The sequence below is a fragment of the Roseivivax sp. genome (assembly GCF_054552075.1).
In genome coordinates, this window is sequence record NZ_JBTOLZ010000008.1 from 88,672 (window position 1) to 111,618 (window position 22,947).

At 70.6% G+C, this 22,947-nt stretch carries 27 protein-coding genes and 1 riboswitch; of the genes, 24 read left to right on the top strand and 3 right to left on the bottom strand.

Features of this window, described 5'->3' with window-relative positions; genetic code table 11:
- Positions 1-108: 108 nt before the first annotated feature.
- Positions 109-975 carry a substrate-binding domain-containing protein gene (locus tag ACX938_RS08650; RefSeq protein ID WP_459430752.1) on the bottom strand — a complete coding sequence of 289 codons (867 nt, stop codon included), beginning with the start codon at positions 973-975 and terminating at the stop codon, positions 109-111.
- A gap of 345 nt (positions 976-1,320) precedes the next feature.
- Here ACX938_RS08650 and ACX938_RS08655 point away from each other — a divergent pair, with 345 nt between their 5' ends.
- From ACX938_RS08655 to ureG, 11 genes are all read left to right on the top strand, one after another.
- Entirely contained in the window at positions 1,321-1,797 is a 477-nt protein-coding gene (locus ACX938_RS08655; protein ID WP_459430753.1) for an SAM-dependent methyltransferase, read from the top strand.
- A gap of 162 nt (positions 1,798-1,959) precedes the next feature.
- Positions 1,960-2,799, top strand: a complete 840-nt coding sequence (locus tag ACX938_RS08660; protein WP_459430754.1) for an urease accessory protein UreD — start codon at positions 1,960-1,962, stop codon at positions 2,797-2,799.
- Between the two features lie 4 nt (positions 2,800-2,803).
- Positions 2,804-3,106, top strand: coding sequence for an urease subunit gamma (locus ACX938_RS08665; protein ID WP_232753979.1), 303 nt, complete (start codon positions 2,804-2,806; stop codon positions 3,104-3,106).
- 22 nt (positions 3,107-3,128) lie between these two features.
- Positions 3,129-3,338, top strand: coding sequence for a hypothetical protein (locus ACX938_RS08670; RefSeq protein WP_459430755.1), 210 nt, complete (start codon positions 3,129-3,131; stop codon positions 3,336-3,338).
- A complete protein-coding gene (locus ACX938_RS08675; protein ID WP_459430756.1) occupies positions 3,335-3,640 on the top strand; it encodes an urease subunit beta in 306 nt (101 codons plus the stop codon). The genes ACX938_RS08670 and ACX938_RS08675 overlap by 4 nt, the downstream gene beginning before the upstream one ends.
- Positions 3,641-4,045: a lysozyme inhibitor LprI family protein gene (locus ACX938_RS08680; RefSeq protein ID WP_459430757.1), complete on the top strand. Its 405-nt coding sequence runs from the start codon at positions 3,641-3,643 to the stop codon at positions 4,043-4,045.
- Positions 4,046-4,140: 95 nt separating this feature from the next.
- A complete protein-coding gene (locus ACX938_RS08685; RefSeq protein ID WP_459430758.1) occupies positions 4,141-4,458 on the top strand; it encodes a hypothetical protein in 318 nt (105 codons plus the stop codon).
- A 187-nt stretch (positions 4,459-4,645) separates the two neighbouring features.
- Positions 4,646-6,358, top strand: coding sequence for an urease subunit alpha (gene ureC / locus ACX938_RS08690; protein ID WP_459430759.1), 1,713 nt, complete (start codon positions 4,646-4,648; stop codon positions 6,356-6,358).
- 263 nt (positions 6,359-6,621) lie between these two features.
- Positions 6,622-7,101 (top strand): urease accessory protein UreE, encoded by a 480-nt coding sequence (locus tag ACX938_RS08695; RefSeq protein WP_459430760.1) that lies wholly within the window; start codon positions 6,622-6,624, stop codon positions 7,099-7,101.
- Complete coding sequence (locus ACX938_RS08700) at positions 7,094-7,726, top strand: urease accessory protein UreF (protein ID WP_459430761.1); 633 nt, start codon at positions 7,094-7,096, stop codon at positions 7,724-7,726. Before ACX938_RS08695 ends, ACX938_RS08700 begins: the two co-directional genes overlap by 8 nt.
- Positions 7,727-7,740: 14 nt before the next feature.
- Complete coding sequence (gene ureG / locus ACX938_RS08705) at positions 7,741-8,385, top strand: urease accessory protein UreG (RefSeq protein ID WP_459430762.1); 645 nt, start codon at positions 7,741-7,743, stop codon at positions 8,383-8,385.
- A gap of 381 nt (positions 8,386-8,766) precedes the next feature.
- Here the strand turns inward: ureG and aroC are convergent, their stop codons facing one another.
- On the bottom strand, positions 8,767-9,867 hold the full coding sequence (gene aroC, locus ACX938_RS08710; RefSeq protein WP_459430763.1) for a chorismate synthase: 1,101 nt from the start codon (positions 9,865-9,867) through the stop codon (positions 8,767-8,769).
- A gap of 98 nt (positions 9,868-9,965) precedes the next feature.
- A riboswitch (TPP riboswitch) is annotated at positions 9,966-10,067 on the top strand.
- Between the two features lie 44 nt (positions 10,068-10,111).
- On the opposite strand from aroC, the gene ACX938_RS08715 reads away from it, so the two are divergent.
- From ACX938_RS08715 to pssA, 8 genes are all read left to right on the top strand, one after another.
- Positions 10,112-11,095 (top strand): thiamine ABC transporter substrate-binding protein, encoded by a 984-nt coding sequence (locus ACX938_RS08715; protein ID WP_459430764.1) that lies wholly within the window; start codon positions 10,112-10,114, stop codon positions 11,093-11,095.
- A complete protein-coding gene (locus ACX938_RS08720; protein WP_459430765.1) occupies positions 11,071-12,582 on the top strand; it encodes an ABC transporter permease family protein in 1,512 nt (503 codons plus the stop codon). Before ACX938_RS08715 ends, ACX938_RS08720 begins: the two co-directional genes overlap by 25 nt.
- Positions 12,575-13,282: a thiamine ABC transporter ATP-binding protein gene (locus ACX938_RS08725; protein ID WP_459430766.1), complete on the top strand. Its 708-nt coding sequence runs from the start codon at positions 12,575-12,577 to the stop codon at positions 13,280-13,282. Before ACX938_RS08720 ends, ACX938_RS08725 begins: the two co-directional genes overlap by 8 nt.
- A gap of 126 nt (positions 13,283-13,408) precedes the next feature.
- A complete protein-coding gene (locus tag ACX938_RS08730) occupies positions 13,409-14,119 on the top strand; it encodes a DUF484 family protein (protein ID WP_232753966.1) in 711 nt (236 codons plus the stop codon).
- On the top strand, positions 14,116-15,045 hold the full coding sequence (locus ACX938_RS08735; RefSeq protein WP_459430767.1) for a tyrosine recombinase XerC: 930 nt from the start codon (positions 14,116-14,118) through the stop codon (positions 15,043-15,045). The genes ACX938_RS08730 and ACX938_RS08735 overlap by 4 nt, the downstream gene beginning before the upstream one ends.
- Before the next feature lie 563 nt (positions 15,046-15,608).
- Positions 15,609-16,214: a glutathione S-transferase gene (locus ACX938_RS08740; protein WP_459430786.1), complete on the top strand. Its 606-nt coding sequence runs from the start codon at positions 15,609-15,611 to the stop codon at positions 16,212-16,214.
- 223 nt (positions 16,215-16,437) lie between these two features.
- Positions 16,438-17,109: a phosphatidylserine decarboxylase gene (locus tag ACX938_RS08745; protein WP_459430768.1), complete on the top strand. Its 672-nt coding sequence runs from the start codon at positions 16,438-16,440 to the stop codon at positions 17,107-17,109.
- On the top strand, positions 17,106-17,861 hold the full coding sequence (pssA, locus tag ACX938_RS08750) for a CDP-diacylglycerol--serine O-phosphatidyltransferase (RefSeq protein WP_232753963.1): 756 nt from the start codon (positions 17,106-17,108) through the stop codon (positions 17,859-17,861). The genes ACX938_RS08745 and pssA overlap by 4 nt, the downstream gene beginning before the upstream one ends.
- Before the next feature lie 109 nt (positions 17,862-17,970).
- On the opposite strand, the gene ACX938_RS08755 is transcribed toward pssA, so the two are convergent.
- Positions 17,971-18,630 (bottom strand): outer membrane protein, encoded by a 660-nt coding sequence (locus ACX938_RS08755; RefSeq protein WP_459430769.1) that lies wholly within the window; start codon positions 18,628-18,630, stop codon positions 17,971-17,973.
- Positions 18,631-18,853: 223 nt separating this feature from the next.
- On the opposite strand from ACX938_RS08755, the gene petA reads away from it, so the two are divergent.
- From petA to ACX938_RS08780, 5 genes are all read left to right on the top strand, one after another.
- Positions 18,854-19,417: a ubiquinol-cytochrome c reductase iron-sulfur subunit gene (petA, locus tag ACX938_RS08760; protein ID WP_232753961.1), complete on the top strand. Its 564-nt coding sequence runs from the start codon at positions 18,854-18,856 to the stop codon at positions 19,415-19,417.
- 11 nt (positions 19,418-19,428) lie between these two features.
- A complete protein-coding gene (locus ACX938_RS08765; RefSeq protein ID WP_232753960.1) occupies positions 19,429-20,775 on the top strand; it encodes a cytochrome b in 1,347 nt (448 codons plus the stop codon).
- A 19-nt stretch (positions 20,776-20,794) separates the two neighbouring features.
- Complete coding sequence (locus ACX938_RS08770; protein ID WP_232753959.1) at positions 20,795-21,589, top strand: cytochrome c1; 795 nt, start codon at positions 20,795-20,797, stop codon at positions 21,587-21,589.
- 394 nt (positions 21,590-21,983) lie between these two features.
- Positions 21,984-22,778: a S49 family peptidase gene (locus tag ACX938_RS08775; RefSeq protein ID WP_459430770.1), complete on the top strand. Its 795-nt coding sequence runs from the start codon at positions 21,984-21,986 to the stop codon at positions 22,776-22,778.
- Position 22,779: 1 nt separating this feature from the next.
- Positions 22,780-22,947 (top strand): hypothetical protein, encoded by a 168-nt coding sequence (locus tag ACX938_RS08780; protein ID WP_232753957.1) that lies wholly within the window; start codon positions 22,780-22,782, stop codon positions 22,945-22,947.

Here is a 22,947-nt window from a genome sequence, read left to right on the forward strand (position 1 = left end):
GGCGTTGATGGCTGCTTTGAAAGCCGGCGCAACGGGTGGCGGGAGAGCCTTAGATCCGAATTTAAATCAAAGGCTTACCCCCTAGCGCCGACCTCCGCCCCCCACCCCTCACGCGTTCCAGCGCACCGTGCCCGCCTCGCGGACGTCGTAGCCCGCGAGCTGCCCGGCATGGGCGCGGAAGGCCTCGGAGCGCATCACCTCGAACAGCGCCTGCAGCGGCGGCTCGAAGGCGGCGCGGCGGTCGACCAGCAGGTCGAAGCGCTCCTCGGCCAGCGGCAGGAAATCGAGCCCATGCGTCCGCGCCAGCGCCTCGAGGCCGAAGGTCGTGTCGGCCTCCTCGTGCTTCACCGCGAAGACGGCGTCCTCCTCGCTCTGGGCGGTGCCGGTGCGCATCAGCCGGGCGGGGTCGAGGCCCGCCTCGGCCAGGAGCGTGGCAAAGAGCTTCTCGCTGCCGGTGGTCTCGGGGCGGGGCGCGATCCAGAGGTCGGGCAGGGCCTCGAGCCCGCGCGTTCCCTTCGCCATGCCGGGGCGCAGGATCAGCCCGCGCTGGCGGCGTGCGAAGGCGATCAGCACTGCGTCGGTGCGGGCGGCCTCGGCCTCGACGGCGGGGATGTTCCAGCGGCCCCCGGGGCCCGGCAGATGCAGCCCCGCCGCCAGGCCCTCGCCGCGCAGGAAGCGCCGAAGCCCCGCGCCCGAGCCGTCGAAAAGCGTCGCGAGCCCGGCGCCCGACTGCCGCAGCGCCCATTCCAGAAGCGGGTCGTGGCTGCCGAGGAAGACCGGCGGCGGCGCCGGGCGTTCGGGCGCGGGGCCCGAGCGACCCCCGGCGATCCAGGCGCGCACTTCATCCTCGGGAAACAGTAGCTTGCCGGTGACCTTGGCGCAGGGCACGGCCCCCGAGGCGGCCAGGTCGTAGACCTTCCGCTCCTTGATCCGCAGTAGTTCGGCGAGTTCCCGCACCGTCAGAAATTCGGGCATCCGAGCCGCTATCCCCCTGATCGCTCCGGGGCGGACTATGCGGCGGCGGGGGGCGCGGAGCAAGCGGGCAGGGGTCTGTGATATGCCCCCTTCCCCCCGCTGCGGAGGGAAGGGGGAAACTCGTTAACCAAAGGCACTAAGAAACCTGATGCGCCGATATCGCGCGCAGCAAGCCGATGCGCTGCCGTTAGGTCAATGTATTTAAATGCAAGGACATATTCGCGGAAATTGATCTAGCCGCGGGGCTCGGACTGTGGGTCCGGTTCAGGTGCCGGTCCGATCCTGGATGGACCGGGGCGTTTCGATCACGCTAGACAGGACAGATGGCAGAAAAAAGGCGCTGAGATGACCGAGATCCGGCCCGGCGAAACCACGGCTGAACTGCCCGAGGCGCCCTCGGCGGGGCTCTATTTCATCGGGCGCTGCCGGACGCCCTTTGCCACCCGCGCCGATTGTCCGCGCCAGGGTGTGCCCGACGGGCCGCTCTGCCGGCTCGAGGTCGACGAGATCTGGGCCCCGGCGCTTGACGGGTTGGAGAATTATCAAGCCCTCGACGTGCTTTACTGGCTCGACCGCTCGCGCCGCGACCTGGTCACGCAAAGCCCGAAATCCGACGGGGCGCTGCGCGGCACCTTCTCGCTGCGCTCGCCGGTGCGGCCCAATCCGATCGGCCTGTCGCGGGTGCGGCTGGTGGGCCGCGAGGGGGCGGCGCTGCTGGTCCGCGGGCTCGATTGCATCGACGGCACGCCGCTTCTCGACATCAAGCCCGAGGCCTGCGCCTACAGCCCGCCCGCCCCGCCGAAACCCGGCGTGGAGGGCTGAGCCCCACGCGCGGCATGGCCCGCCCGCGCCCCGGCGATCCGCCCGCCCTGACTGTTTTTTGTGCAGCGTCCTTGTGAATTTGCCACAGGCCCCCCGGGCGGGGTGCCCGCGCTTGCAACCGCCGCGCCGGGCGCGCTCAGCTTTCGGGGTGACTTTTGGAGCGTGACGATTCCCTACGATCTGGCAGATGACGCCCCGGGACCGGCCCGGCAGCGGGCCCGTGGCCGGGCGCGGATCACCGCGCGGCTGCGCGGAGGGGCGAGCCGGATCGCGGCGCTTCGGCAGGAGGGCTCGCTGCGGCTGCTCTTCCCGCATGGGGCGGGCGGGGCGCTCTCGGCGACCTGGCTCAACACCGCGGGCGGGATCACTGGGGGCGACGCCTTCACGCTCGAGGCCGGGGCCGAACCCGGCGCGCATCTGACGCTGACCAGCCAGGCGGCGGAGCGGATCTACCGCGCGCAAGGTCCCGCGCCGGGCCGGGTCGAGACGCGGCTGACGCTGGCGCCGGGCGCGCGGCTCGACTGGCTGCCGCAGGAGACGATCCTCTTCGACGGCGCCGCGCTCGACCGGCGCCTGAGCGTCGAGATGGCCGAGGACGCGCGCTTCCTCGGGGTCGAGACGCTGATCTTCGGACGCGCGGCCATGGGCGAGGAGGTCCGCCGCCTGGCCCTGCGCGACCGCATCGACATACGCCGCGGCGGCGCGCTGATCCATGCCGACCGCCTGGCGCTGAATGGCGATGCCGCCGCGGCCCTGGCCCAGCCCGGCGTCGCCGACGGAGCCCGTGCGATGGCCACCCTGGTCATCGCGGCACCGGGCGCCGAGGGGCAGCTCCCGGCGCTCCGGGCGCGGCTGCCGGTCACGGCGGGGATCTCCTCCCCCCTGCCTGGACTGGTGGTCGCGCGCGTTCTGGCGCCCGATGGCTTCGAGCTGCGCCACACCCTTCTGCCCTTGCTGCGCGACGCCTGCGCGGCCGATCTTCCCCGACCCTGGATGCTGTGACACGATGAACCTGACCCCCCGCGAAAAGGACAAGCTGCTTGTCTCCATGGCCGCCGAGGTGGCCCGCCGCCGTCTCGCGCGCGGCGTGAAACTCAACCACCCCGAGGCCATCGCGCTGATCACCGACGCGGTGGTCGAGGGCGCCCGCGACGGCCGCAGCGTCGCCGAGATGATGCAGGCCGGCGCCGAGGTCCTGACCGCCGAGCAATGCATGGCGGGCGTGCCCGAGATGATCCACGAGGTGCAGGTCGAGGCAACTTTCCCCGACGGCACAAAACTTGTCACCGTTCACAACCCGATCCGCTAGTATGCCTGCAAGGAGCCCCACGATGCGTCACCTTCTGATCCCCGCCGCGGCCCTTCTGGCCGGTCCCGCCTTCGCCCATGAGGGCGCGCATCTGCACCCTCACGACGGCGCGGGCTGGCTTGCGGTGACCGCCGCGCTGGCGGTCCTGGCCCTGGCCGGGGTGCTCGCCCGGACCGAGCTGCGCCAGCCGCGCCCGCGCCGCGACACGCGCCGGGACCGGGGGCGGCCATGATCCCCGGCGAGATCCTCACCGCCGCCGGCGATCTGACGCTGAACGAGGGCCGCACGCCGATCACCCTCATGGTCGCCAATACCGGCGACCGGCCGGTGCAGGTGGGCTCGCATTACCATTTCGCCGAGGCCAACCCCGCGCTCGACTTCGACCGTGCCGCCGCGCGCGGCCACAGGCTCGACATCGCCGCGGGCACCGCGGTGCGCTTCGAGCCGGGCCAGCGCCGCGAGGTGCGGCTGATCCCCTATGCCGGCGCGCGCCGGGTCTTCGGCTTCAACGCCCAGGTCATGGGGCCGCTCTAGATGCGTCGCGAGGGCCTTGGGCTGGCCGCGTTTGTCGCGGCGCTCCTGCCGGGACGGGCCGCGGCCCAGGAGGTGGACTGCGCCAATGCCATGACCCAGCGCGACATGAACCTCTGTGCCGCGCGCGCCTATGACGCCGCCGATGCCGAGCTGAACCGCGTCTGGCGCGCTGTCATCGCCGAGTTACGTCGCTGGGACCAATATCTGCCCGAGGGGGCGGCCCCGGCCGAGGAGACCATGCGCCAGGCGCAGCGCGCCTGGATCCCCTTCCGCGACGCGGCCTGCGAGGCGGAAAGCTACATGGCGCGCGGCGGCTCGATGCAGCCGCTTCTGCGCTTCGGCTGCCTCGCGCGGCTGACCGAACGCCGGACCGAGGATCTCAGGGGGATCCTGGACGGCGGATAAGAACGCCGCGCGCCGCCAGCCCGGGCGGCGCGGGGCAGGGGGCGCCGATCCGCGCCTCCGCCAAGGGAACCACCGTCAAAGGGAGGATAAGACGGATGTTCACAGCGATGGATGCGACGCGCAATTGGCTCGCCTGGTCGGGGGCGATCTGGAGCCAGCAGATCAAGATGTCGCAGATCATGTTCGATGCCATGGCGGCCTCGTCGGCGGAAGCGGTCTGGGGAATCCGCCCGACGGTGAAGGAGCCGCCGAAGGAGGCGTCGGAAGAGACCGCGCCATGCGCCACCCGCGCCGAGGCGCTGGAGCGCGCCCGGCTGGTCGAGCTGACCCCGGCCCGCCCCCGCGGCAGCCGTCGCCAGCCCGCGACGCCGCCCGGCCTGCCGCCGCGCCGCACCCACGCGACGCCGGTCTGAGCATCTGCTGAAAAAATGGGCACACCGCCTCGCGCGGGGTGCCCCGACCGATCAGGCGCCTGGCGATATTTTCCAATATTGCCAGGCGTTTGCCGTTCCGGTGGGGGCTTTTCGAAAATGCCCTCCGGTTTGACAGCCCCCCGGCGCGGGGCAAGGCTCGCGGGGTCTCTCACGGAAGGCCCTGCCCATGCCCGCCACCATCTCCCGCGCCGATCACGCCGCCATGTTCGGCCCCACCACCGGCGACCAGCTGCGGCTCGCCGACACCGACCTGATCATCGAGGTCGAGCGTGACCTGACCGGCCCGCATGGCGAAGAGGTGAAATTCGGCGGCGGCAAGGTGATCCGCGACGGCATGGGCCAGTCCCAGGCCAGTCGCGCCGAGGGCGCCCCGGACACGGTGATCACCAATGCGCTGATCCTCGACCACAGCGGCATCTACAAGGCCGACGTGGCGCTGCGCGACGGGCGGATCGCGCGCATCGGCAAGGCCGGCAACCCCGACACCCAGCCCGGCGTGCAGATCACCGTGGGCCCCGGCACCGAGGTCATCGCGGGTGAAGGACGGATCCTGACCGCCGGCGGTTTCGACAGCCACATCCATTTCATCTGTCCCCAGCAGATCGAGGACGCGCTGCACTCGGGCCTGACCACCATGCTCGGCGGCGGCACCGGGCCCGCCCATGGCACCCTGGCCACCACCTGCACCCCCGGGCCCTGGCACATCGGGCGCATGCTGCAGGCCGCCGACGCCTTCCCGATGAACCTCGCCTTCGCGGGCAAGGGCAACGCCTCGCTGCCCGGCGCGCTGGTCGAACAGGTCGAGGCCGGCGCCTGCGCGCTCAAGCTGCACGAGGACTGGGGCACCACGCCCGCGGCGATCGACACCTGCCTGAGCGTCGCCGAGGATCACGACGTCCAGGTGATGATCCACACCGACACGCTGAACGAATCGGGTTTCGTGGAACAGACCGTGGCCGCCATGAAGGGCCGCACCATCCATGCCTTCCACACCGAGGGCGCGGGCGGCGGCCATGCCCCCGACATCATCCGCATCTGCGGCGAGGAACACGTGCTCCCTTCCTCGACCAACCCCACGCGGCCCTTCACGGTGAACACCCTGGAAGAGCATCTCGACATGCTCATGGTCTGCCATCACCTCGACAAGCGCGTCCCCGAGGACGTGGCCTTCGCCGAAAGCCGCATCCGCCGCGAGACCATCGCCGCCGAGGACATCCTGCACGACATGGGGGCCTTCTCGATCATCGCTTCGGACAGCCAGGCCATGGGCCGCGTCGGCGAGGTGATCATCCGCACCTGGCAGACCGCCGACAAGATGAGGAAACAGCGCGGGCGCCTGCCGGAAGAGACGGGCGAGAACGACAACCTGCGCGTCCGCCGCTACGTGGCGAAATACACCATCAACCCCGCCATCGCCCATGGTCTCAGCCACGAGATCGGCTCGATCGAGGAGGGCAAGCGCGCCGACCTCTGCCTCTGGTCGCCGGCCTTCTTCGGGGTGAAGCCCGACATGGTGCTTCTGGGCGGCACCATCGCCATGGCGCAGATGGGCGACCCCAATGCCTCGATCCCGACGCCGCAGCCGGTCTATTCCCGCCCGATGTTCGGCGCCTACGGCCGGTCGGTCGAACGCTCCGCGGTGACCTTCGTCTCGGCCGCCGCCGAGGCCCGCGGGGTGGGCGACGCATTGGGCCTCGCCAAGGAGGTGGTCGCGGTGCGCGGCACCCGCGGCATCGGCAAGTCCGACCTCTTGCTCAACGACGCGACGCCGAAGATCGAGGTCGACCCCGAGACCTACGAGGTGCGCGCCGACGGGCAGCTCCTGACCTGCGAGCCCGCCGCCGAGCTGCCCATGGCGCAGCGGTATTTCCTGTTCTGAGCGGCGCCGTGGGTTGGGGGCGCATGCGTGATGACCCGCGCGCCGTCCCGCTTCGATCCGCCGCCCGCCGCGCCGTTCCATCCGCAACCCGCCGCGATCCGAGCCCGACACCGCCGCCCCGCTCTGATCGTCACCTGACCGTCCGTTCCGCCTCGCACCCTCAGTTCCGTCCCGATCCCACCGTTTGCCAACCGTCCCGTCCCGATCCCCACCGTTTGCCAACCGCCCCAACCCATATCCCAACCCCCAACCCGAGCCTCCCGATGACCGATCTGACCGCCCGCGCCTACCACGCCCACGCCCATGCCGCCCCGATCGGGCGGGTCACCCTCGATTACGAGGGCCGCTTCCTGCGCCGCCGGGTGATCCGCCTCGATGACGGGCGGGCGCTGCTCGTGGACCTCGCGCAGACCACCTCGCTCGAGGCCGGCGGGGTGCTCCTGACCGAGGCGGGTGAGGTCGCCATCGCCGCCGCGCCCGAGCCGCTCCTCGAGATCACCGGGGCCGACCTCGTGCGGCTCGCCTGGCACATCGGCAACCGCCACACGCCTTGCCAGATCGAGACCCACCGCCTGCTGATCCAGCGCGATCACGTCATGGCCGACCTCCTGGCCCGCCTCGGCGCCAAGACCCGCGCGGTGGAGGAGCCCTTCACCCCCGAGGGCGGCGCCTATGGCCATGGCCGCACCCATGGGCACGACCACTCCCACGCGCATGGCCCCGGGGATCACGCCCATGCCTGAGGCCGGGCTGGTCCTGCACCAGCTCTTCTCGCCCGCCTTCCCGACCGGCGGCTTCGCCTATTCCCACGGGCTCGAGACCCTGGTCGCCGAGGCCCGGCTGACCTCCGGCGCGGACCTCGAGGCCTGGCTGGCCGACTGGTTGAGCCACGGCGCGGGCTGGAGCGACGCGGTACTCTTCGCCCGGGCCGCCGAAGGCGCGGAGCCGGCGCCGCTGGCCGAGCTGGCCGCCGCGCTCTCGGGCGCCGCCCACCGCCGCCGCGAGACCGCGCTGACCGGTGCCGCCTTCGCCGCGACCGCGCGGCGGGTCTGGGGGCTCGACCTGCCCGACATGGCCTATCCGGTGGCCGCGGGGCGGGCGGTGCACCTGCTGCGGCTCGATCCCGGCGCGGCGCTCGAAGCCTGCCTCATGGCCGCCGTCCAGACCTATGCCGGGGCCGCCATGCGGCTCGTGCCGCTGGGCCAGGGCGAAGGTCAGGCCGCCATCGCGGGCGCCACACCCCGGATCGCCGCCACCGCGCGGGCCGCGCAGTCCGCCACGCTCGACGAGATCGGCGGCTTCGCGCCCGCGCTCGACATCGCCGCCATGCGCCACGAGGCGCTCGAGACCAAGCTTTTCCGCTCCTGACGAAAGGACCGCATATGACCTCTCCCAATGGCCCCCTGCGCGTCGGCATCGGCGGCCCGGTCGGCGCCGGCAAGACCACGCTGACCGCCGCGCTCTGCGCGCATTTCGCCCCGCGCCTGTCGATGGCGGTGGTGACCAACGACATCTACACCCAGGAGGACGCCGAGGAGCTGATGCGCCGACAGGTGCTGCCGCTCGACCGGATCCGCGGGGTGGAGACCGGCGGCTGCCCGCATACCGCGATCCGCGAGGATGCCTCGATCAACCTCGCCGCCATCGCCGAGCTGACGGAGAGCTTCCCCGACCTCGAGCTGGTGCTGATCGAATCCGGCGGCGACAACCTCTCGGCCACCTTCTCGCCCGAGCTTGCCGATGTGACGATCTACGTGATCGACGTGGCCGCGGGCGAAGAGATCCCGCGCAAGGGCGGCCCGGCGATCTGCCGCTCGGATATCCTGGTGATCAACAAGACCGACCTCGCCCCGCATGTCGGCGCCTCGCTCGAGGTGATGGAGCGCGACGCGACGCGGATGCGCGCCGGGCGGCCGTTCTTCTTCACCGCGATGCGCCGCGCCGAAGGCGTGGAGGAGGTCGCCCGCGCCCTGACCGAGATCGGCGGCCTGCCCACAGCCCCCGCCCCCGCCGAAGCGCCCGCCTGACCAAAGCCGGAGCGCGTCCCGGGCCATCCCCCCGGCGCGCTCCCGGCCCCACCCACACCAGGCGCAATCCCCCCAAGGGCGCCTTCGCATCGATCCCCAACAAAAGCCCACCGGCCCGGCCCCCTCCCAGGTCCCAAGCCCAGAACCACAGCCCAGGCTCGCACCCGACGCACCACGGCCCCACCAGGCGCCCCGCCCAGCCCTTCAGCTTGGCAAAAATACCTCGGGGGGGTCGGGCCGCAGGCCCGGCGGGGGGCAGAGCCCCCCAATCCAACCAACCAGCTCAGCCCGACACCCCGGACAAAAGCCCGACCCTCACAACCAAGCCCCGAAAAACGTGTCGTTTTTCCCAAAACGCCCTCCGCGCCGCGGGAGAAGCCTTCAGCCGATCGCCCCGCGCGCGCCGCCGGTCTGGGCGCGGTCGAGCAGGATGTGGTCGAGCAGCACGCAGGCCAGCATGGCCTCGCCCACCGGCACCGCGCGGATGCCGACGCAGGGGTCGTGGCGGCCCTTGGTGATCACCTCGGTCGGCTGGCCCGACTTGGTGATCGAGGCGCGCGGCTTCAGGATCGAGGAGGTCGGCTTCACCGCGAAGCGCGCGGTGATCTCCTGGCCGGTGGAGATGCCGCCGAGGATGCCGCCGGCGTGGTTCGAGGAATAGACCGGCGCGCCGTCGTTGCCGAGGAAGATCTCGTCGGCATTGGCCTCGCCGGTCAGTGCCGCGGCGCCCATGCCCTCGCCGATCTCCACGCCCTTGACCGCGTTGATCGACATGAGCGCCGCGGCGATCTCGGTGTCGAGTTTCGCGTAGACCGGCGCGCCGAGGCCCGCGGGCACGCCGCTGGCGGCGACCTCGATCATCGCGCCGCAGGAATTGCCGGACTTGCGCAGCCCGTCGAGGTAGGCGCCCCAGCTCTCGGCGGTCTGCGCCGAGGGCACCCAGAAGGGGTTGTTCTCGATCTCGTCCATCTCGCGCGCACCCTCGATGCCATGCGGGCCCATCTGCACCATGTAGCCGCGGATGCGGAGGTCCGGCGCGAGCTCGGCGAGCACCGCGCGGGCCAGCCCGCCGGCGGCCACCCGGGCCGCGGTCTCGCGCGCCGAGGAACGCCCGCCGCCGCGCGGGTCGCGGATGCCGTATTTCTGCCAGTAGGTGATGTCGGCATGGCCCGGGCGGAAGGTCTCGGCGATCTCGCCGTAGTCCTTGGAGCGCTGGTCGGTGTTCTCGATCATCAGCTGCACCGGGGTGCCGGTGGTGCGGCCCTCGAAGACGCCCGAGAGGATGCGCACCGCGTCCGCCTCGCGGCGCTGGGTGGTGTAGCGGCTGGTGCCGGGCTTGCGCCGATCGAGCCAGTGCTGGATCGCCGCCTCGTCGATCGCCACGCCCGGCGGGCAGCCGTCCACCGTGCAGCCGAGCGCGGGCCCGTGGCTTTCGCCCCAGGTGGTGACGCGGAAAAGGTGACCGAAGGTGTTGAAGCTCATGGGGCGGATCCTCGACAGACGCGCCTCCGTCCTAATCAAGCCCCGCGCCCCCAACAAGCCGTTTCGCCTTGTCAGCCCGGGGGCCGGGCGTTACCTCAAGGGATACCTCGGGGTGCCCGGTAGGGCTGAGATGCGCCACGCGCGAACCCGTTGAACCTGACCCGGTTAACACCGGCGGAGGGAAGGTTTGCCGGGCCCAAGGCCCCCGATCTTGCCCATCCGCCGCAAATGGAAGGACGGCAAGATGAAAGCCCTCACGACTTTTGCAGCGGTCACCCTTTCCGCGGGCGCGGCGCTCGCCCAGGAGAAGGTGCTCACCGTCTACGCGGGCGACTACGTGGTCTCCGAATGGGGCCCCGGACCCGCCATCGAGGAGATGTTCGAGACCCGCTGCAACTGCGACCTGCAGTTCAAGCCCGGCGAGCTTCTGCCCCGGCTCCTGCTCGAAGGCGAGGCCACCGATGCCGATGTGGTCTTCGGGCTCAACACCGATGTGACCCAGCGGGCGCGGGCCTCGGGGCTTTTCGCGCCGCATGGGCAGGACCTCTCGGCGCTGACCCTGCCGATCGACTGGCAGGACGACACCTTCCTGCCCTTCAACTACAGCCACACCGCCTTCGTCTACGACCGCGACCGGCTCGAGAGCCCGCCCGAGAGCTTCGAGGCGCTGCTCGACGCCGATGAGGATCTGTCGCTGGTGATCCAGGACCCGCGCTCCTCGATCTCGGGGCTGGCCATGGCGCTCTGGGTGCAGTCGGTCTACGGCGATGAGGCCGAAGAGGCCTGGGCGCGGCTCTCAGACAGCGTGCTGACGGTGACCAAGGGCTGGTCGGAAAGCTACGGGCTCTTCACCGACGGAGAGGCCGACATGGTGCTCTCCTACACCACCTCGCCCGCCTACCACATGATCGCCGAAGAGGACGACAGCGTCGCCGCGGCGATCTTCCCCGAGGGCCATTACTTCATGGTCGAGCTCTCGGCCGTCACCTCGGTCACCGAGGAGCCCGAGCTGGCGCGGGACTTCCTGGAGTTCACCCTTTCCGAGGACTTCCAGGAGATGATCGCCACCGGCAACTGGTCGATCCCCGCCGCGCTCGAGCGCGAGGGGTGGCCCGAGGGCTTCCAGGCGCTGGAGCTGCCCGAGACGGTGCTGTTCTACTCCGAGGACGAGGCCGCCGCGCTCAAGGATGACGCGGTCGAGGCATGGCGCGCCGGTCTCTCGCGCTGATCGCCGCCGCGCTGGTGCTGGCGCTCACGCTGGTGCCCATCGGCGCGGTGACCCTGCGGGCGGGGGGCTTTTCCGGCTTCGCGCCCGGCGACGGCCAGGCGCTGCGCTTCACCCTTTTGCAGGCGTTCCTGTCGGGGCTGTTCTCGGTCCTGGCGGCGGTGCCGGTGGCCCGCGCGCTGGCGCGGCGGCGCTTTGCCGGGCGCGGGCTCCTGGTGGCGCTTCTGGGCGCGCCCTTCATCCTGCCGGTGATCGTGGCGGTCCTGGGGCTGATCGCGACCTTCGGGGCCAACGGCCTGGTCAACCGCGGGCTCGCCGCCCTGGGCCTGCCGGAGGTGACGATCTACGGGCTGCACGGGGTGGTGCTGGCGCATGTCTTCTTCAACCTGCCGCTGGCCACCAGGCTCCTGCTGCAGGGCTGGCTCGCGGTCCCGGCCGAGCGTCTGCGGCTGGCCGCGGCGCTGGGGCTGACGCCCTGGGCGGTCTTCCGCACCATCGAGGCGCCGATGCTGGCGCGCATCCTGCCCGGCGCCTTCGCGGTGATCTTCGTGATCTGCCTGTCCTCCTTCGCGGTGGCGCTGACGCTCGGCGGCGGGCCGCGCGCCACGACCGTGGAGCTGGCGATCTACCAGGCCATGCGCTTCGATTTCGACCTGGGCCGGGCGGCGGCGCTGTCGCTGCTGCAGCTGGCGCTGGCGACGGCCGCCGGGCTCGTGGCGCTGAAGCTCTCGGGCGGGACGGGCTTCGGCGCGGGGCTCGACCGGGTGGTGCCACGCTGGGACGGGCAGGGCCGGGGGCAGCGCGCGCTCGACGCGCTGGCGATCGGTGTGGTGGCGCTGTTCCTGCTGACGCCGCTGTCGCTGGTGGCGCTGCGCGGGCTGCCGGGGCTGGCGCTCTTGGGCCCCGAGACCTGGGTCGCCGCCGGCCATTCGCTGAGCGTCGCGCTGGCCTCGACCGCGCTGTGTCTCGCCTGGGCGCTGCCGCTCGCGACCCGGCGCGGCGAGGCGCTGGGCCTTCTGGGCATCGCCATCTCGCCCCTGGTCCTGGGCACCGGGCTTTTCCTGCTGCTGCGGCCTGTCGTGAACCCCTTCACGCTGGCGCTGCCGGTCACCGCGCTGATCAACGCGCTGGTGAGCCTGCCCTTCGCGCTGCGCATCCTGCGCCCCGAGGCCGAGGCGATCCGCGCCGACTTTGGCCGGCTTTCAGCCGCGCTCGGGCTGACGCCCTGGGCCTGGCTGCGCTGGGTCTTCCTGCCGCGCCTGCGCCGGCCCCTGGGCTTCGCCGCGGGCCTCAGCGCGGCGCTCTCCATGGGCGATCTCGGGGTGATCGCGCTTTTCGCCGACCCCGAGCGGGCGACGCTGCCCCTGCATGTCTACCGGCTCATGGGCAGCTACCAGATGCAGGCCGCCCAAGGTGCCGCGCTCTTGCTGCTGGGCGCGAGCCTCGCCATCTTCTGGCTCTTCGACCGAGGAGGGCGCGTCCATGCTTGAGCTGCGGGATCTCGACTACCGCGAAGGCGACTACCGCCTGCGGGCCTCGCTGAGGCTCGAGCCCGGTGCGCGGGTCGCGGTCATAGGGCCCTCGGGCGCGGGGAAGTCCACGCTGCTCGACCTGATCGCGGGGTTCCGGGCGCCCCAGGCGGGCCGCATCCTCTGGCAGGGGGGCGACATCACCGAGGCCCCGCCGGCGCGGCGGCCGGTGGCGACGCTCTTTCAGGATCAGAACCTCTTTCCGCATCTCAGCCTCGAGCGGAACCTCGGGCTGGCCCTGGCGCCGGGCGGCGGGCGGCTCTCGCCCGAGGCGCGCGACCGCGTCGCCGAGGCGCTGCGCGAGGTTGGCCTCGCGGGCTTCGGCACCCGCCGGCCCGGAGAGCTCTCGGGCGGGCAGGCGGGGCGCGCGGCGCTGGCGCGGGTGCTCCTGCAGGCCCGGCCGATCCTGCTTCTCGACGAGCCCTTCGCGGCGCTGGGCCCCGCGCTCAAGGCCGAGATGCTCGACCGGGTGGGCGCGGTCGCGGCCCGGCTCGCGGCGCTGACGCTCCTGGTGAGCCATGCCCCCGAGGACGCCCGCCGCTTCGCCGAGGCGACGATCCTGGTGGCCGAGGGCCAGGCCTTCCCGCCCCGCGAGACCGGCGCGCTTTTTGCAGATCCGCCTCAGAGCCTCAGCGCCTACCTCGGTCCCCGGGGGGCGTGACCTCAAAGTCCCGCCCCGCCGAAAGCTGCCCCAAGCGGGCGATCCCGCGTTGACAGAAATGACCCCTTCGGAGGAAAAGATTGCCCAGGTTCCGGCCACAAGGAACCGCAACATCACAGAGGCGATATGACGAGCCAGGCCAAGATCGACCCGACGCTCCGCAGCACCCTGCTGGAGCGTCCCGACCTCCTTCTGGAAGACCAGGATTTGATGCGCGCGCTGGTCTCCGCCAACGAGCGCGCCATGGGGTCGAACATCGTCGACCTGCGCGGCATCGCCATGGAGCGGCTCGAGGCGCGCCTCGACCGGCTCGAGGAGACCCATCGGTCGGTCATCGCCGCGGCCTATGAGAACCTCGCCGGCACCAACCAGATCCACCGGGCGATCCTGCGGCTTCTGGATCCCACCGATTTCGAGCCCTTCCTGCGCGATCTCGGCGGCGAGGTGGCGGACATCCTGCGCGTCGACTGCATGAAGCTGGTGCTGGAAAGCCCCGAGCCGGTGGACGACGACCCGGCCATCGCGCGGCTCGGCGGCGTGTTGACCGTGGCGCGGCCGGGCTTCATCGACGCCTATATCGGCGAGGGCCGCGGCGCGCCGATCCGCCAGGTCACCCTGCGCCAGCTCGAGGCCGGGGCCCCGGATCTTTACGGCGAGCTTTCCGACTGGATCCGCTCCGAGGCCTGCCTGAAACTCGACTTCGGCGAGGGCCGCCTGCCGGGCCTGTTGATCATGGGCGCCGAGGACCCGCATCAGTTCACCCCGCAGCACGGCACCGACCTCCTGGCCTTCTTCGCCGGGGTCTTCGAGAGGTCGATGCGGCGCTGGTTGCAGTGAGCCTCGCGCTTTCGGCGCAGGCGCGCGAGGCGCTTCAGACCTGGCTCGAGACCGCCCGGGCCCTCAAGGGCCAGGCGGCGCATACCCAGACCGCCTATCGCGCCGACGTGGTGGATTTCATCGCCTTCATGACCGCGCATCGCGGCGGCCCGCAGGGGCTGGGCGCGCTCTCCGAGGTGACGGTCAGCGAGATGCGCGCCTGGATGGCGCATCTGCGCGAGGGCGGGGCCGGGGCGCGCTCCATGGCGCGCAAGCTCTCGGCGGTGAAGTCCTTCTACCGCTGGCTTGCCGAGCGCGAGGGCTTCGAGCCGACGGCGGTGCTCTCCGCGCGGGCGCCGAAGTTCCAGAAGAAGCTGCCGCGTCCGCTCGATGCGCCGGCGGCGCGGGCGATGCTTGCGCAGGTCGGCGAGCAGGGCCGGGCCGACTGGATCGGCGCGCGCGACGTGGCGGTGGTGACGCTGCTCTACGGCTCGGGGCTGCGGATCTCCGAGGCGCTGGGGCTCACGGGCCGCGATGTGCCTCTGGGCGAGGGGCTGCGGATCACCGGCAAGGGCGGCAAGGAGCGGGTGGTGCCCGTCCTGCCCGTCGCCCGGAGTGCCGTCGCGCGCTACGTGGAGCTCTGTCCTTACGAGATCGGCGCCGGCGAGGCCGTCTTCCGCGGCGCCCGCGGCGGGCCGCTCAGCCCGCGCGTCGTCCAGCAGGTGACCGAGGCCGCCCGGATGCAGCTCGGCCTGCCCGCCTCCGCCACGCCGCATGCCATGCGCCACAGCTTCGCGACGCATCTCCTGGCCGCCGGGGGAGACCTGCGGGCGATCCAGGAGCTGCTGGGCCATGCCTCGCTCTCGACGACCCAGGCCTATACCTCGGTCGACGAAGTGCACCTGATGAAGGTCTACGCCGCCGCGCATCCGAAGGCGAAGGGGTAGCGGGGGGCTTGCGCCCTCTTGCGCCCGAATAGCACCGAAGGTGCCGGGCGCGCGCCGGACCGGCCCGATGGGCCGGCGCTCCTTGGGGCGGCGCGCTTAGATCATCGCTAGCCCTGAACTTGCGGGGATTAAGTGTGCAGCTCGGAGGGCAGCAGCGCCGGCCCCCGGTCCGGCGCGCGCCCTCTATTGAGCGGGGTTTTGGGCGGGGCGGCGTGTTGCGGTGAATGGGCGGGGCTGGACTGGGGACGCTAGTGGTGCGGTTGGCGGGGGGCGGCTCGTCGATGGGTTGGGTCGGGCTGACCCTCCTCTTGCCCCGTCTCAGCACACCGCGTGCCATGCCCGCCGTCTGCGCTGTTGCGGATTGCTGCAGACCTCAGCGCCTCCAGCACAGGTCATCCCTCACCTATCGCCACTCAAGTCCGCGACCTTCTCCAACCTCGAGTCACCCACCACCTACGAACCCACCCCTCGCCCCCCCATCCCCCCCCCCGATCCCCCCTTGCAGCCCCCGGTCCCGCCGCTAGGCTCGGCGCGACTGACAACTGACCGGGAAGGCCGCCATGATGAAGCTCTACAAGCTCAGCCCCTCGCCGTATGTCCGCAAGGTGCGGGTGGTGCTCGAGGAGACCGGCATGGCCGATGCGGTCGAGACCGTGGAGGGCCCGGTCTCGCCGATGGATCCCGATCCCGACCTCGTGGCGCTGGCGCCGCTCGGCAAGATCCCGGCGCTGGTGCGCGAGGACGGGGCGACGCTCTATGACAGCCGGGTGATCTGCCGCTACCTCGACGCCAAGGCGGGCGCGGGGCTCTATCCCGAGGCGCGGATCTGGGAGGTGCTGACCCTCGAGGCCACCGGCGACGGGATGCTCGATGCGACGCTTCTGATGACCTACGAGGGCCGGCACCGGACCGAGGCGCAATATTCGACCGACTGGGTCGAGGCGCAGTGGCTCAAGGTGACCCGTGCGCTCGATGCGCTGGAGGGGCGCTGGATGAGCCACCTCGCGGGGCCGCTCGACGCGGGCCAGATCGCGGTGGGCTGCGCGCTGGGCTATCTCGACCTGCGCCAGGACGCGCGGAACTGGCGCGCCGGGCGGTCGGCGCTGGCGGCCTGGTTCGAGGACTTCGCGGCGCGGCCCTCGATGCAGGCGACCGCGCCCGAGGGCTGAGCGCGGGGGGCTGGCCGGGGCCGAGTGCGGGGCCGCAACCTCCGGCCGCGGTTCCCGCTGACGCAGACCGTTGGGTATCGGCCCAGGGCACTACGCCACCCCAGCCAACCAGCGGCACCACACCCCCCCCCCACCAGCGCCCCGCCTCCTCCCGCCGGGCTTGCATCGCCGCGCGGGCGGCGCTACCGAACCGGGTCACTGACATGATCCGAAAGGCCGTCCGATGCGGATGCGCGATACCTTCCTGAAACCCATGCACCCCGAGGGCCGGCGCTTCGTGGCGGCCTTCGCGGCCCTGGCGCTGGTGCTCTACGCGATCTGGACGCCGCTGGGCTGGATCGGCGCCGGGCTGACGGTCTGGTGCTACTACTTCTTCCGCGACCCCGAGCGCGTCACGCCCGAGCGCCCCGGCCTCGTGGTCTCGCCCGCCGATGGCACCGTTTCGCTGATCGAACGCGCGGTGCCGCCGCCGGAGCTCGGCCTCTCGGACGCGCCGCTGATGCGGGTCTCGGTCTTCATGTCGGTCTTCAACTGCCACATCAACCGTGCCCCCGTCGCGGGGCGGGTGACGCGGGTGGCCTACAAGCCCGGCAAGTTTCTCAATGCCTCGCTCGACAAGGCCTCCGAGGACAACGAGCGCAACTCCCTGATGATCGAGATGGCCGACGGCCGGGTCCTCGGCGTGACCCAGATCGCGGGGCTCGTGGCGCGGCGCATCCTCTGCTTCACCGAGGAAGGCGCGCCGCTGCGCCGGGGCGAGCGCTTCGGCCTGATCCGCTTCGGCTCGCGGCTCGACATCTACCTGCCCGAGGGCACCGAACCCGATGTGGCCCTCGGCCAGACCATGATCGCCGGCGAGACGGTGATCGCCCGGATCGCGGACGGCACCACATGAAGGACGGCGAGGGCCCCCGCTCGGACAAGCTGACGCTGGTGCAGCTGATTCCCAACATGCTGACGCTGGCGGCGATCGGCCTGGGGCTCTCGTCCTTGCGCTACGGGCTCGACGGGCGCTGGGAGCTGGCGGTGCAGATGATCCTGCTGGCCGCGGTGCTCGACGGGCTCGACGGGCGCATCGCCCGGGCGCTGGGCTCGGACAGCCCGATGGGCGCCGAGCTCGACAGCCTCGCCGATTTCCTGAACTTCGGGGTGGCGCCGGGCTTCCTGCTCTATCTCTGGGCGCTCGAGGACCTGCCGGGCTTCGGCTGGCTGGCGGTGCTTGTCTACGCGATCTGCTGCGTCCTGCGGCTCGCGCGCTTCAACGTGGCGCGCAAGGAGGAGGTCGGCGGCAAGGGCGGCGAGGACGCCTATTTCATCGGCGTGCCCTCGCCCGCGGGCGCGATGCTGGCGATGCTGCCGATGTTCGTGGCCTTCGCCTTCGGGCTCGGCCCGGTGCTGCCCGACCCGGTGCTGGCGCTTTACGTCATGGGGATCGGCTTCCTGATGGTGAGCCCGGTGCCGACCTGGTCCTTCAAGACCACCAAGGTGCCGCGCCGGAACGTGAAGGTCTTCCTGGTGGGCTTCGTGGTCGTCGGCGCGCTTCTCGCGCTTTACGCCTGGATCAGCCTGGTGGCGGTCTGCGTGGCCTATGTGGCGGTGGTCCTGGCGAAACTGGTGACGCTGCGCCGCCGCGCGCCGCGCGGGTGAGCACGCGGGGATTGCTCCCCGAGACATGACAAGGGCCGCGCGTTGCCGCGCGGCCCTTCGTATTTTCAGCGCATCACGGCCGCCTCCTCCAAGGGCCGTGCCGCGCCGCTCAGAACTTCAGCGCCACCCCGAGGTTCACCGCGTTGGTGTTGATCTGGGTCTTGGCCGATCCGCCGTTGTCGAGGTCGAGATCGTTCCAGGAGGCGGTGAACTGGTATTCGCCGAAAAGCGCCACCGTCTCGGTGACATCGTAGCTCGCACCCGCGGTCAGCCGGACGGCGGGGCCGCCGAACTGGTAGCCGAAGGTGTCCGAGCTGCCGACCTCGGCGTCGACATGCGGCAGCGTCACGCCGATGCCGCCGCCGAAATAGGGCGTCACGCCCGGCGCCTGGTCGGGAAAGCGCACCATGGCATTGGCGGTCAGCACGTTCAGCCCGTCGCTGAGCTGGAAGCCGTCGAAGCCGAGCGCCGACTTGTCGGAGCCGTCGAGATAGACCTTGGAGTGGGTGAACTCGGCGCCGAAGCCCAGGCGCTCGGACTGCCACCAGGTGCCGCGGATGCCGTAATAGGGCGGCATCTCGCCGCTGCGGCCGTCCCAGGCGACGTCGCGGTCATAGCTGCCGCCTGACGGGTAGTCGCCCTTCAGCGTGGAGCCTGCAGCACCCTGGATGCCGGAATAGATCGAGACCTCGGTTTCCGCCTGGGCGGAGCCGGCGGTCGCGGCGAGGGCCGCGGCACATACCGCAGCGGGGAAAATTTGTGTCTTCATCGGGATCTGCGCCTTGGTCGGAGGAGACTGTGCAACCAGCCGGAGTTAGGGGGCCGTTAGGGCTGCGACAACCGCGACACAACGGCGCTTTTTTGAATCTCCCGGGTTTGTGTTCTGGACGCTCGATTTTTCTACCGCTAATTAGCCCTCCAGACCGCTGCGGGCCACCCCGCGGCGCATCCGAGATTTGCCGGCATGCCGGCGCAGGAACGGAGAGACCCTCGTGTCGCACGCAGAAGAACACACAGGCACCCGTAGAGATTTCCTTTATTACGCCACCGCGGGCGCGGGGACCGTGGCCGCCGGCGCCGCGGTCTGGCCGCTGGTGAACCAGATGAATCCCTCGGCCGATGTCCGCGCGCTGGCCTCGATCCGCGTCGACGTGGGCGGTGTCTCGGAAGGCTCGCAGCTGACCGTGCAATGGCTGGGCAAGCCGGTCTTCATCCGCAACCGCACCGCCGAGGAAATCGAGGCGGCGCGGTCGGTCGAGGTCTCCGAGCTGGTCGACCAGGTCGCCCGCAACGAGAACCTGCGCGGCGAGCAGCCCGCCACCGACGAGAACCGCTCGCTCGACGAAGAGGGCAAGTGGCTCGTGATGATGGGCGTCTGCACGCACCTGGGCTGCGTGCCCTTGGGTGACGGCGCGGGCGACTTCAACGGCTGGTTCTGCCCCTGCCACGGCTCGCATTACGACACCTCCGGCCGCATCCGTCGCGGCCCCGCGCCGACCAACCTGCCGGTGCCGGTCGCCGAGTTCGCCGACGAAACGACGATCGTCCTGGGTTAAGGGAGAGAAAGATGGCTGGTATCCCGCACGACCATTACGAACCGAAATCCCGAGGCGAGAAGTGGCTTCACAAACGCCTCCCGATCGTCGGCCTGCTTTATGACACGCTGATGATCCCGACGCCCAAGAACCTCAACTGGATGTGGATCTGGGGCATCGTCCTGACCTTCTGCCTGGCGCTGCAGATCATCACCGGCATCACGCTGGTCATGCACTACACGCCGGACGCCGACCTGGCCTTCGCCTCGGTCGAGCACATCATGCGCAACGTCAACGGCGGCTGGGCCCTGCGCTACCTGCACCAGAACGGCGCCTCGCTGTTCTTCGTGGCGGTCTACGCGCATATCTTCCGGGGCCTCTACTACGGCTCCTACAAGACCCCGCGCGAGGTGACCTGGATCATCGGCATCCTGATCTACCTGTTGATGATGGGCACCGCCTTCATGGGCTACGTGCTGCCCTGGGGCCAGATGTCCTTCTGGGGCGCCACGGTGATCACCGGCCTCTTCGGCGCGATCCCCTTCATCGGCGAGACCATCCAGACCTGGCTCCTCGGCGGGCCGGCGGTGGGCAACTACACGCTGACGCGCTTCTTCTCGCTGCACTACCTCATGCCCTTCCTGATCGCGGGCCTGGTGATCGTGCACATCTGGGCCTTCCACACCACGGGCAACAACAACCCGACCGGCGTCGAAGTCCGCCGCGGCTCCAAGGCCGAGGCCGAGAAGGACACCGTGCCGTTCTGGCCCTACTACGTGATCAAGGACCTCTTCGCGCTGGCGCTGATCATGGCGGTCTTCTTCGCCATCGTCGGCTTCATGCCGAACTACCTCGGTCACCCCGACAATTACATCGAGGCCAACCCGCTGGCGACGCCCGCGCACATCGTGCCGGAATGGTACTTCCTGCCCTTCTACGCGATCCTGCGCGCCTTCACCTCGGAGGTCTGGGTGGTCCAGATCGCCTCCTTCGTGACCGGCGGCATCATCGACGCGAAGTTCTTCGGCGTGCTGGCGATGTTCGGGGCCATCGCGGTCATGGCGCTGGCGCCATGGCTCGACACCTCGAGCGTCCGCTCGGGCCGCTACCGCCCGCAGTTCAAGTGGTGGTTCGCGCTCCTGGTGGTCGACTTCTTCGCGCTGATGTGGCTCGGGGCCATGCCCGCCGAGGAGCCCTACTCCTCGCTCTCGCTGATCGCCTCGGCCTATTGGTTCGCCTACTTCCTGGTGATCCTGCCGCTGCTCGGCGTGATCGAGAAACCGCTGCCGCGTCCCGACACCATCGAGGCCGACTTCGACGCCCACAAGGCGAAGGCCGGCGCCGGCAGCTCCGACGGCAACGTCGCTCCGGCGGAATGAGAAAGGATCGGAACAAGTGATGATCAAGAAATTCGCCATCACGGCCCTCGCGGCTCTGACCTTCACCGCCTCCGGCGCATTCGCCGCCGGAGGGGACGGCAAGGTCATCGACTACGACTTCTCCTTCGAGGGGCCCTTCGGCACCTATGACCAAGCGCAGCTGCAGCGCGGCCTGCAGGTTTACACCCAGGTCTGCTCGGGCTGCCACGGGCTGCAATACGTGCCGATCCGCTCGCTCAGCGACGAGTCGGGACCGGGCTATTCGGACGCCCAGGTGCGCGCCTATGCGGCGCAGAACTTCCAGGTCTACGACGAGGAGATCGACGACTACCGCGACGCCAAGCCGACCGACAACTTCCCGGTCAACGAGGCCGTCGGCGCGCCGGACCTGTCGCTCATGGCCAAGGCCCGCGCCGGCTTCCACGGCCCCTACGGCACCGGCATCAACCAGCTGGTCAAGGGCATGGGCGGCGCGGAATACATCGCCTCGCTGCTGACCGGCTACACCGGCGAGCAGAAGGAACAGGCGGGCACGGTGCTCTACGAGAACACCGCCTTCCCGGGCGGCTGGATCTCCATGGCGCCGCCGCTCTACGGCGATGACGTGGCCTACGCCAACCCCGACGTGGCGCCCACGCTCGAGCAGGAGGCCAAGGACGTAGCCGCCTTCCTGATGTGGACCGCCGAGCCGAAGATGATGGCGCGCAAGCAGGCTGGCTTCGTCGGCGTGGTCTTCCTGACCATCCTGTCGGTGCTGCTGTACCTGACCAACAAGCGGATCTGGAAGCCGATCAAGGCGCGCCAGACGCGCTGAGGGTTTTCTGTCCCGAGAGTTGTGAGCCCCGCCGGTCCGCCGGCGGGGCTTTTTGCTGTGCGAGGCGGGCTTTGCGGCATGTCAGTGGGGTCCGGGCCGCCTTTGGCGTCCCGGACCCGTAGGGGGCTCTGCCCCCTCTGCGGGCCTTTGGGGCCCGCATTCACCCCCGAGGTATTTGGGCCAAGATGAAGGGGCTGGGGGTGGGCGGTTTTGATACGGGTGTGCTGGAGATTGTGAGGGGGTGGGCTGGTGTTTCTGCCGAGGATCTGGGCCTGGCAGCGCGGGGGCGTGCCGGGGTGACGTGGCGGCGGCAGGGGCGGCGTCCGGGGGCTGCGGCGCGATGCGCGGGGGGCGCCCCTTGTTTGTCCATGCCCGGCCCTCTAAGTCCTGAGCCATGAAGTCACTGCGTCAGCTTTTCCGCAAGACGCCCACGGTCTCCATCGTGCGGCTGCAGGGCACCATCGGCATGGGCCGGTCGAGCCTGTCGGAGCGCGCCCTCTCGGACATGCTCGGCAAGGCCTTCAGCCGCGGCAAGCCCAAGGCGGTCGCGCTGGAGATCAACTCGCCCGGCGGCTCGCCGGTGCAATCGGCGCTGATCGGCGCGCGCATCCGGCGGCTCGCCGAGGAGAAGGAGATCCCGGTCTTCGCCTTCGTCGAGGACGTCGCTGCATCCGGCGGCTACTGGATCGCCAGCGCCGCCGACGAGATCTACGCCGACGACAGCTCGATCCTGGGCTCGATCGGGGTGATCTCGGCGGGCTTCGGGGCGCATGTCTTCCTGCAGCGCCAGGGCATCGAGCGGCGCGTGCATACCGCCGGCAAGTCGAAGTCCATGCTCGACCCCTTCCGGCCCGAGAGCGAGGAGGACGTGGCCCGGCTGAATCGCATCCTCGAAGAGCTGCACGGCAATTTCATCGCCCATGTGAAGGCCCGCCGCGGCGCCAAGCTGGCCGAGGAGCCGGAGCTTTTCACCGGCGAGATCTGGCTCGGCCAGAGCGCCGTCGACGTCGGGCTGGCCGATGGCATCGGCCACCTCGAGGCGGTGATGAAGGCGCGCTACGGCAAGGAAGTGCGCTTCCGCCGCTACGGCCAGAAGAAGGGCTTGATCGGACGGCTCGGGGCGCAGTTCACCGGCCAGGCCCTGGCCGAGATCGAGGAACGCGCCTCCTACGCGCGCTTCGGCCTCTGACGTGATCGTCAAGATCGTCTTCCTCTTCCTGATCGCCATGGGCGTGATGGCGATGTTCGGCAAGCTCCGGATGCCGGGGCGCCGCACTCTGGAAAACCGCAAGTGCCGCCGCTGCGGCCGCTACCGGATCGGCAAGGGGCCCTGTCCCTGCCGCAAGGGAACGGGCTGA

Bases quoted from the DNA above. Each gene is read 5' to 3' on its own strand.
- ACX938_RS08650 (WP_459430752.1), bottom strand. From the start codon at position 975: ATGCCCGAATTTCTGACGGTGCGGGAACTCGCCGAACTACTGCGGATC.
- ACX938_RS08655 (WP_459430753.1), top strand. From the start codon at position 1,321: ATGACCGAGATCCGGCCCGGCGAAACCACGGCTGAACTGCCCGAGGCG.
- ACX938_RS08665 (WP_232753979.1), top strand. From the start codon at position 2,804: ATGAACCTGACCCCCCGCGAAAAGGACAAGCTGCTTGTCTCCATGGCC.
- ACX938_RS08670 (WP_459430755.1), top strand. From the start codon at position 3,129: ATGCGTCACCTTCTGATCCCCGCCGCGGCCCTTCTGGCCGGTCCCGCC.
- ACX938_RS08675 (WP_459430756.1), top strand. From the start codon at position 3,335: ATGATCCCCGGCGAGATCCTCACCGCCGCCGGCGATCTGACGCTGAAC.
- ACX938_RS08680 (WP_459430757.1), top strand. From the start codon at position 3,641: ATGCGTCGCGAGGGCCTTGGGCTGGCCGCGTTTGTCGCGGCGCTCCTG.
- ACX938_RS08685 (WP_459430758.1), top strand. From the start codon at position 4,141: ATGTTCACAGCGATGGATGCGACGCGCAATTGGCTCGCCTGGTCGGGG.
- ureC (WP_459430759.1), top strand. From the start codon at position 4,646: ATGCCCGCCACCATCTCCCGCGCCGATCACGCCGCCATGTTCGGCCCC.
- ACX938_RS08695 (WP_459430760.1), top strand. From the start codon at position 6,622: ATGACCGATCTGACCGCCCGCGCCTACCACGCCCACGCCCATGCCGCC.
- ACX938_RS08700 (WP_459430761.1), top strand. From the start codon at position 7,094: ATGCCTGAGGCCGGGCTGGTCCTGCACCAGCTCTTCTCGCCCGCCTTC.
- ureG (WP_459430762.1), top strand. From the start codon at position 7,741: ATGACCTCTCCCAATGGCCCCCTGCGCGTCGGCATCGGCGGCCCGGTC.
- aroC (WP_459430763.1), bottom strand. From the start codon at position 9,867: ATGAGCTTCAACACCTTCGGTCACCTTTTCCGCGTCACCACCTGGGGC.
- ACX938_RS08715 (WP_459430764.1), top strand. From the start codon at position 10,112: ATGAAAGCCCTCACGACTTTTGCAGCGGTCACCCTTTCCGCGGGCGCG.
- ACX938_RS08720 (WP_459430765.1), top strand. From the start codon at position 11,071: ATGGCGCGCCGGTCTCTCGCGCTGATCGCCGCCGCGCTGGTGCTGGCG.
- ACX938_RS08725 (WP_459430766.1), top strand. From the start codon at position 12,575: ATGCTTGAGCTGCGGGATCTCGACTACCGCGAAGGCGACTACCGCCTG.
- ACX938_RS08730 (WP_232753966.1), top strand. From the start codon at position 13,409: ATGACGAGCCAGGCCAAGATCGACCCGACGCTCCGCAGCACCCTGCTG.
- ACX938_RS08740 (WP_459430786.1), top strand. From the start codon at position 15,609: ATGAAGCTCTACAAGCTCAGCCCCTCGCCGTATGTCCGCAAGGTGCGG.
- ACX938_RS08745 (WP_459430768.1), top strand. From the start codon at position 16,438: ATGCGGATGCGCGATACCTTCCTGAAACCCATGCACCCCGAGGGCCGG.
- pssA (WP_232753963.1), top strand. From the start codon at position 17,106: ATGAAGGACGGCGAGGGCCCCCGCTCGGACAAGCTGACGCTGGTGCAG.
- ACX938_RS08755 (WP_459430769.1), bottom strand. From the start codon at position 18,630: ATGAAGACACAAATTTTCCCCGCTGCGGTATGTGCCGCGGCCCTCGCC.
- ACX938_RS08765 (WP_232753960.1), top strand. From the start codon at position 19,429: ATGGCTGGTATCCCGCACGACCATTACGAACCGAAATCCCGAGGCGAG.
- ACX938_RS08770 (WP_232753959.1), top strand. From the start codon at position 20,795: ATGATCAAGAAATTCGCCATCACGGCCCTCGCGGCTCTGACCTTCACC.
- ACX938_RS08775 (WP_459430770.1), top strand. From the start codon at position 21,984: ATGAAGTCACTGCGTCAGCTTTTCCGCAAGACGCCCACGGTCTCCATC.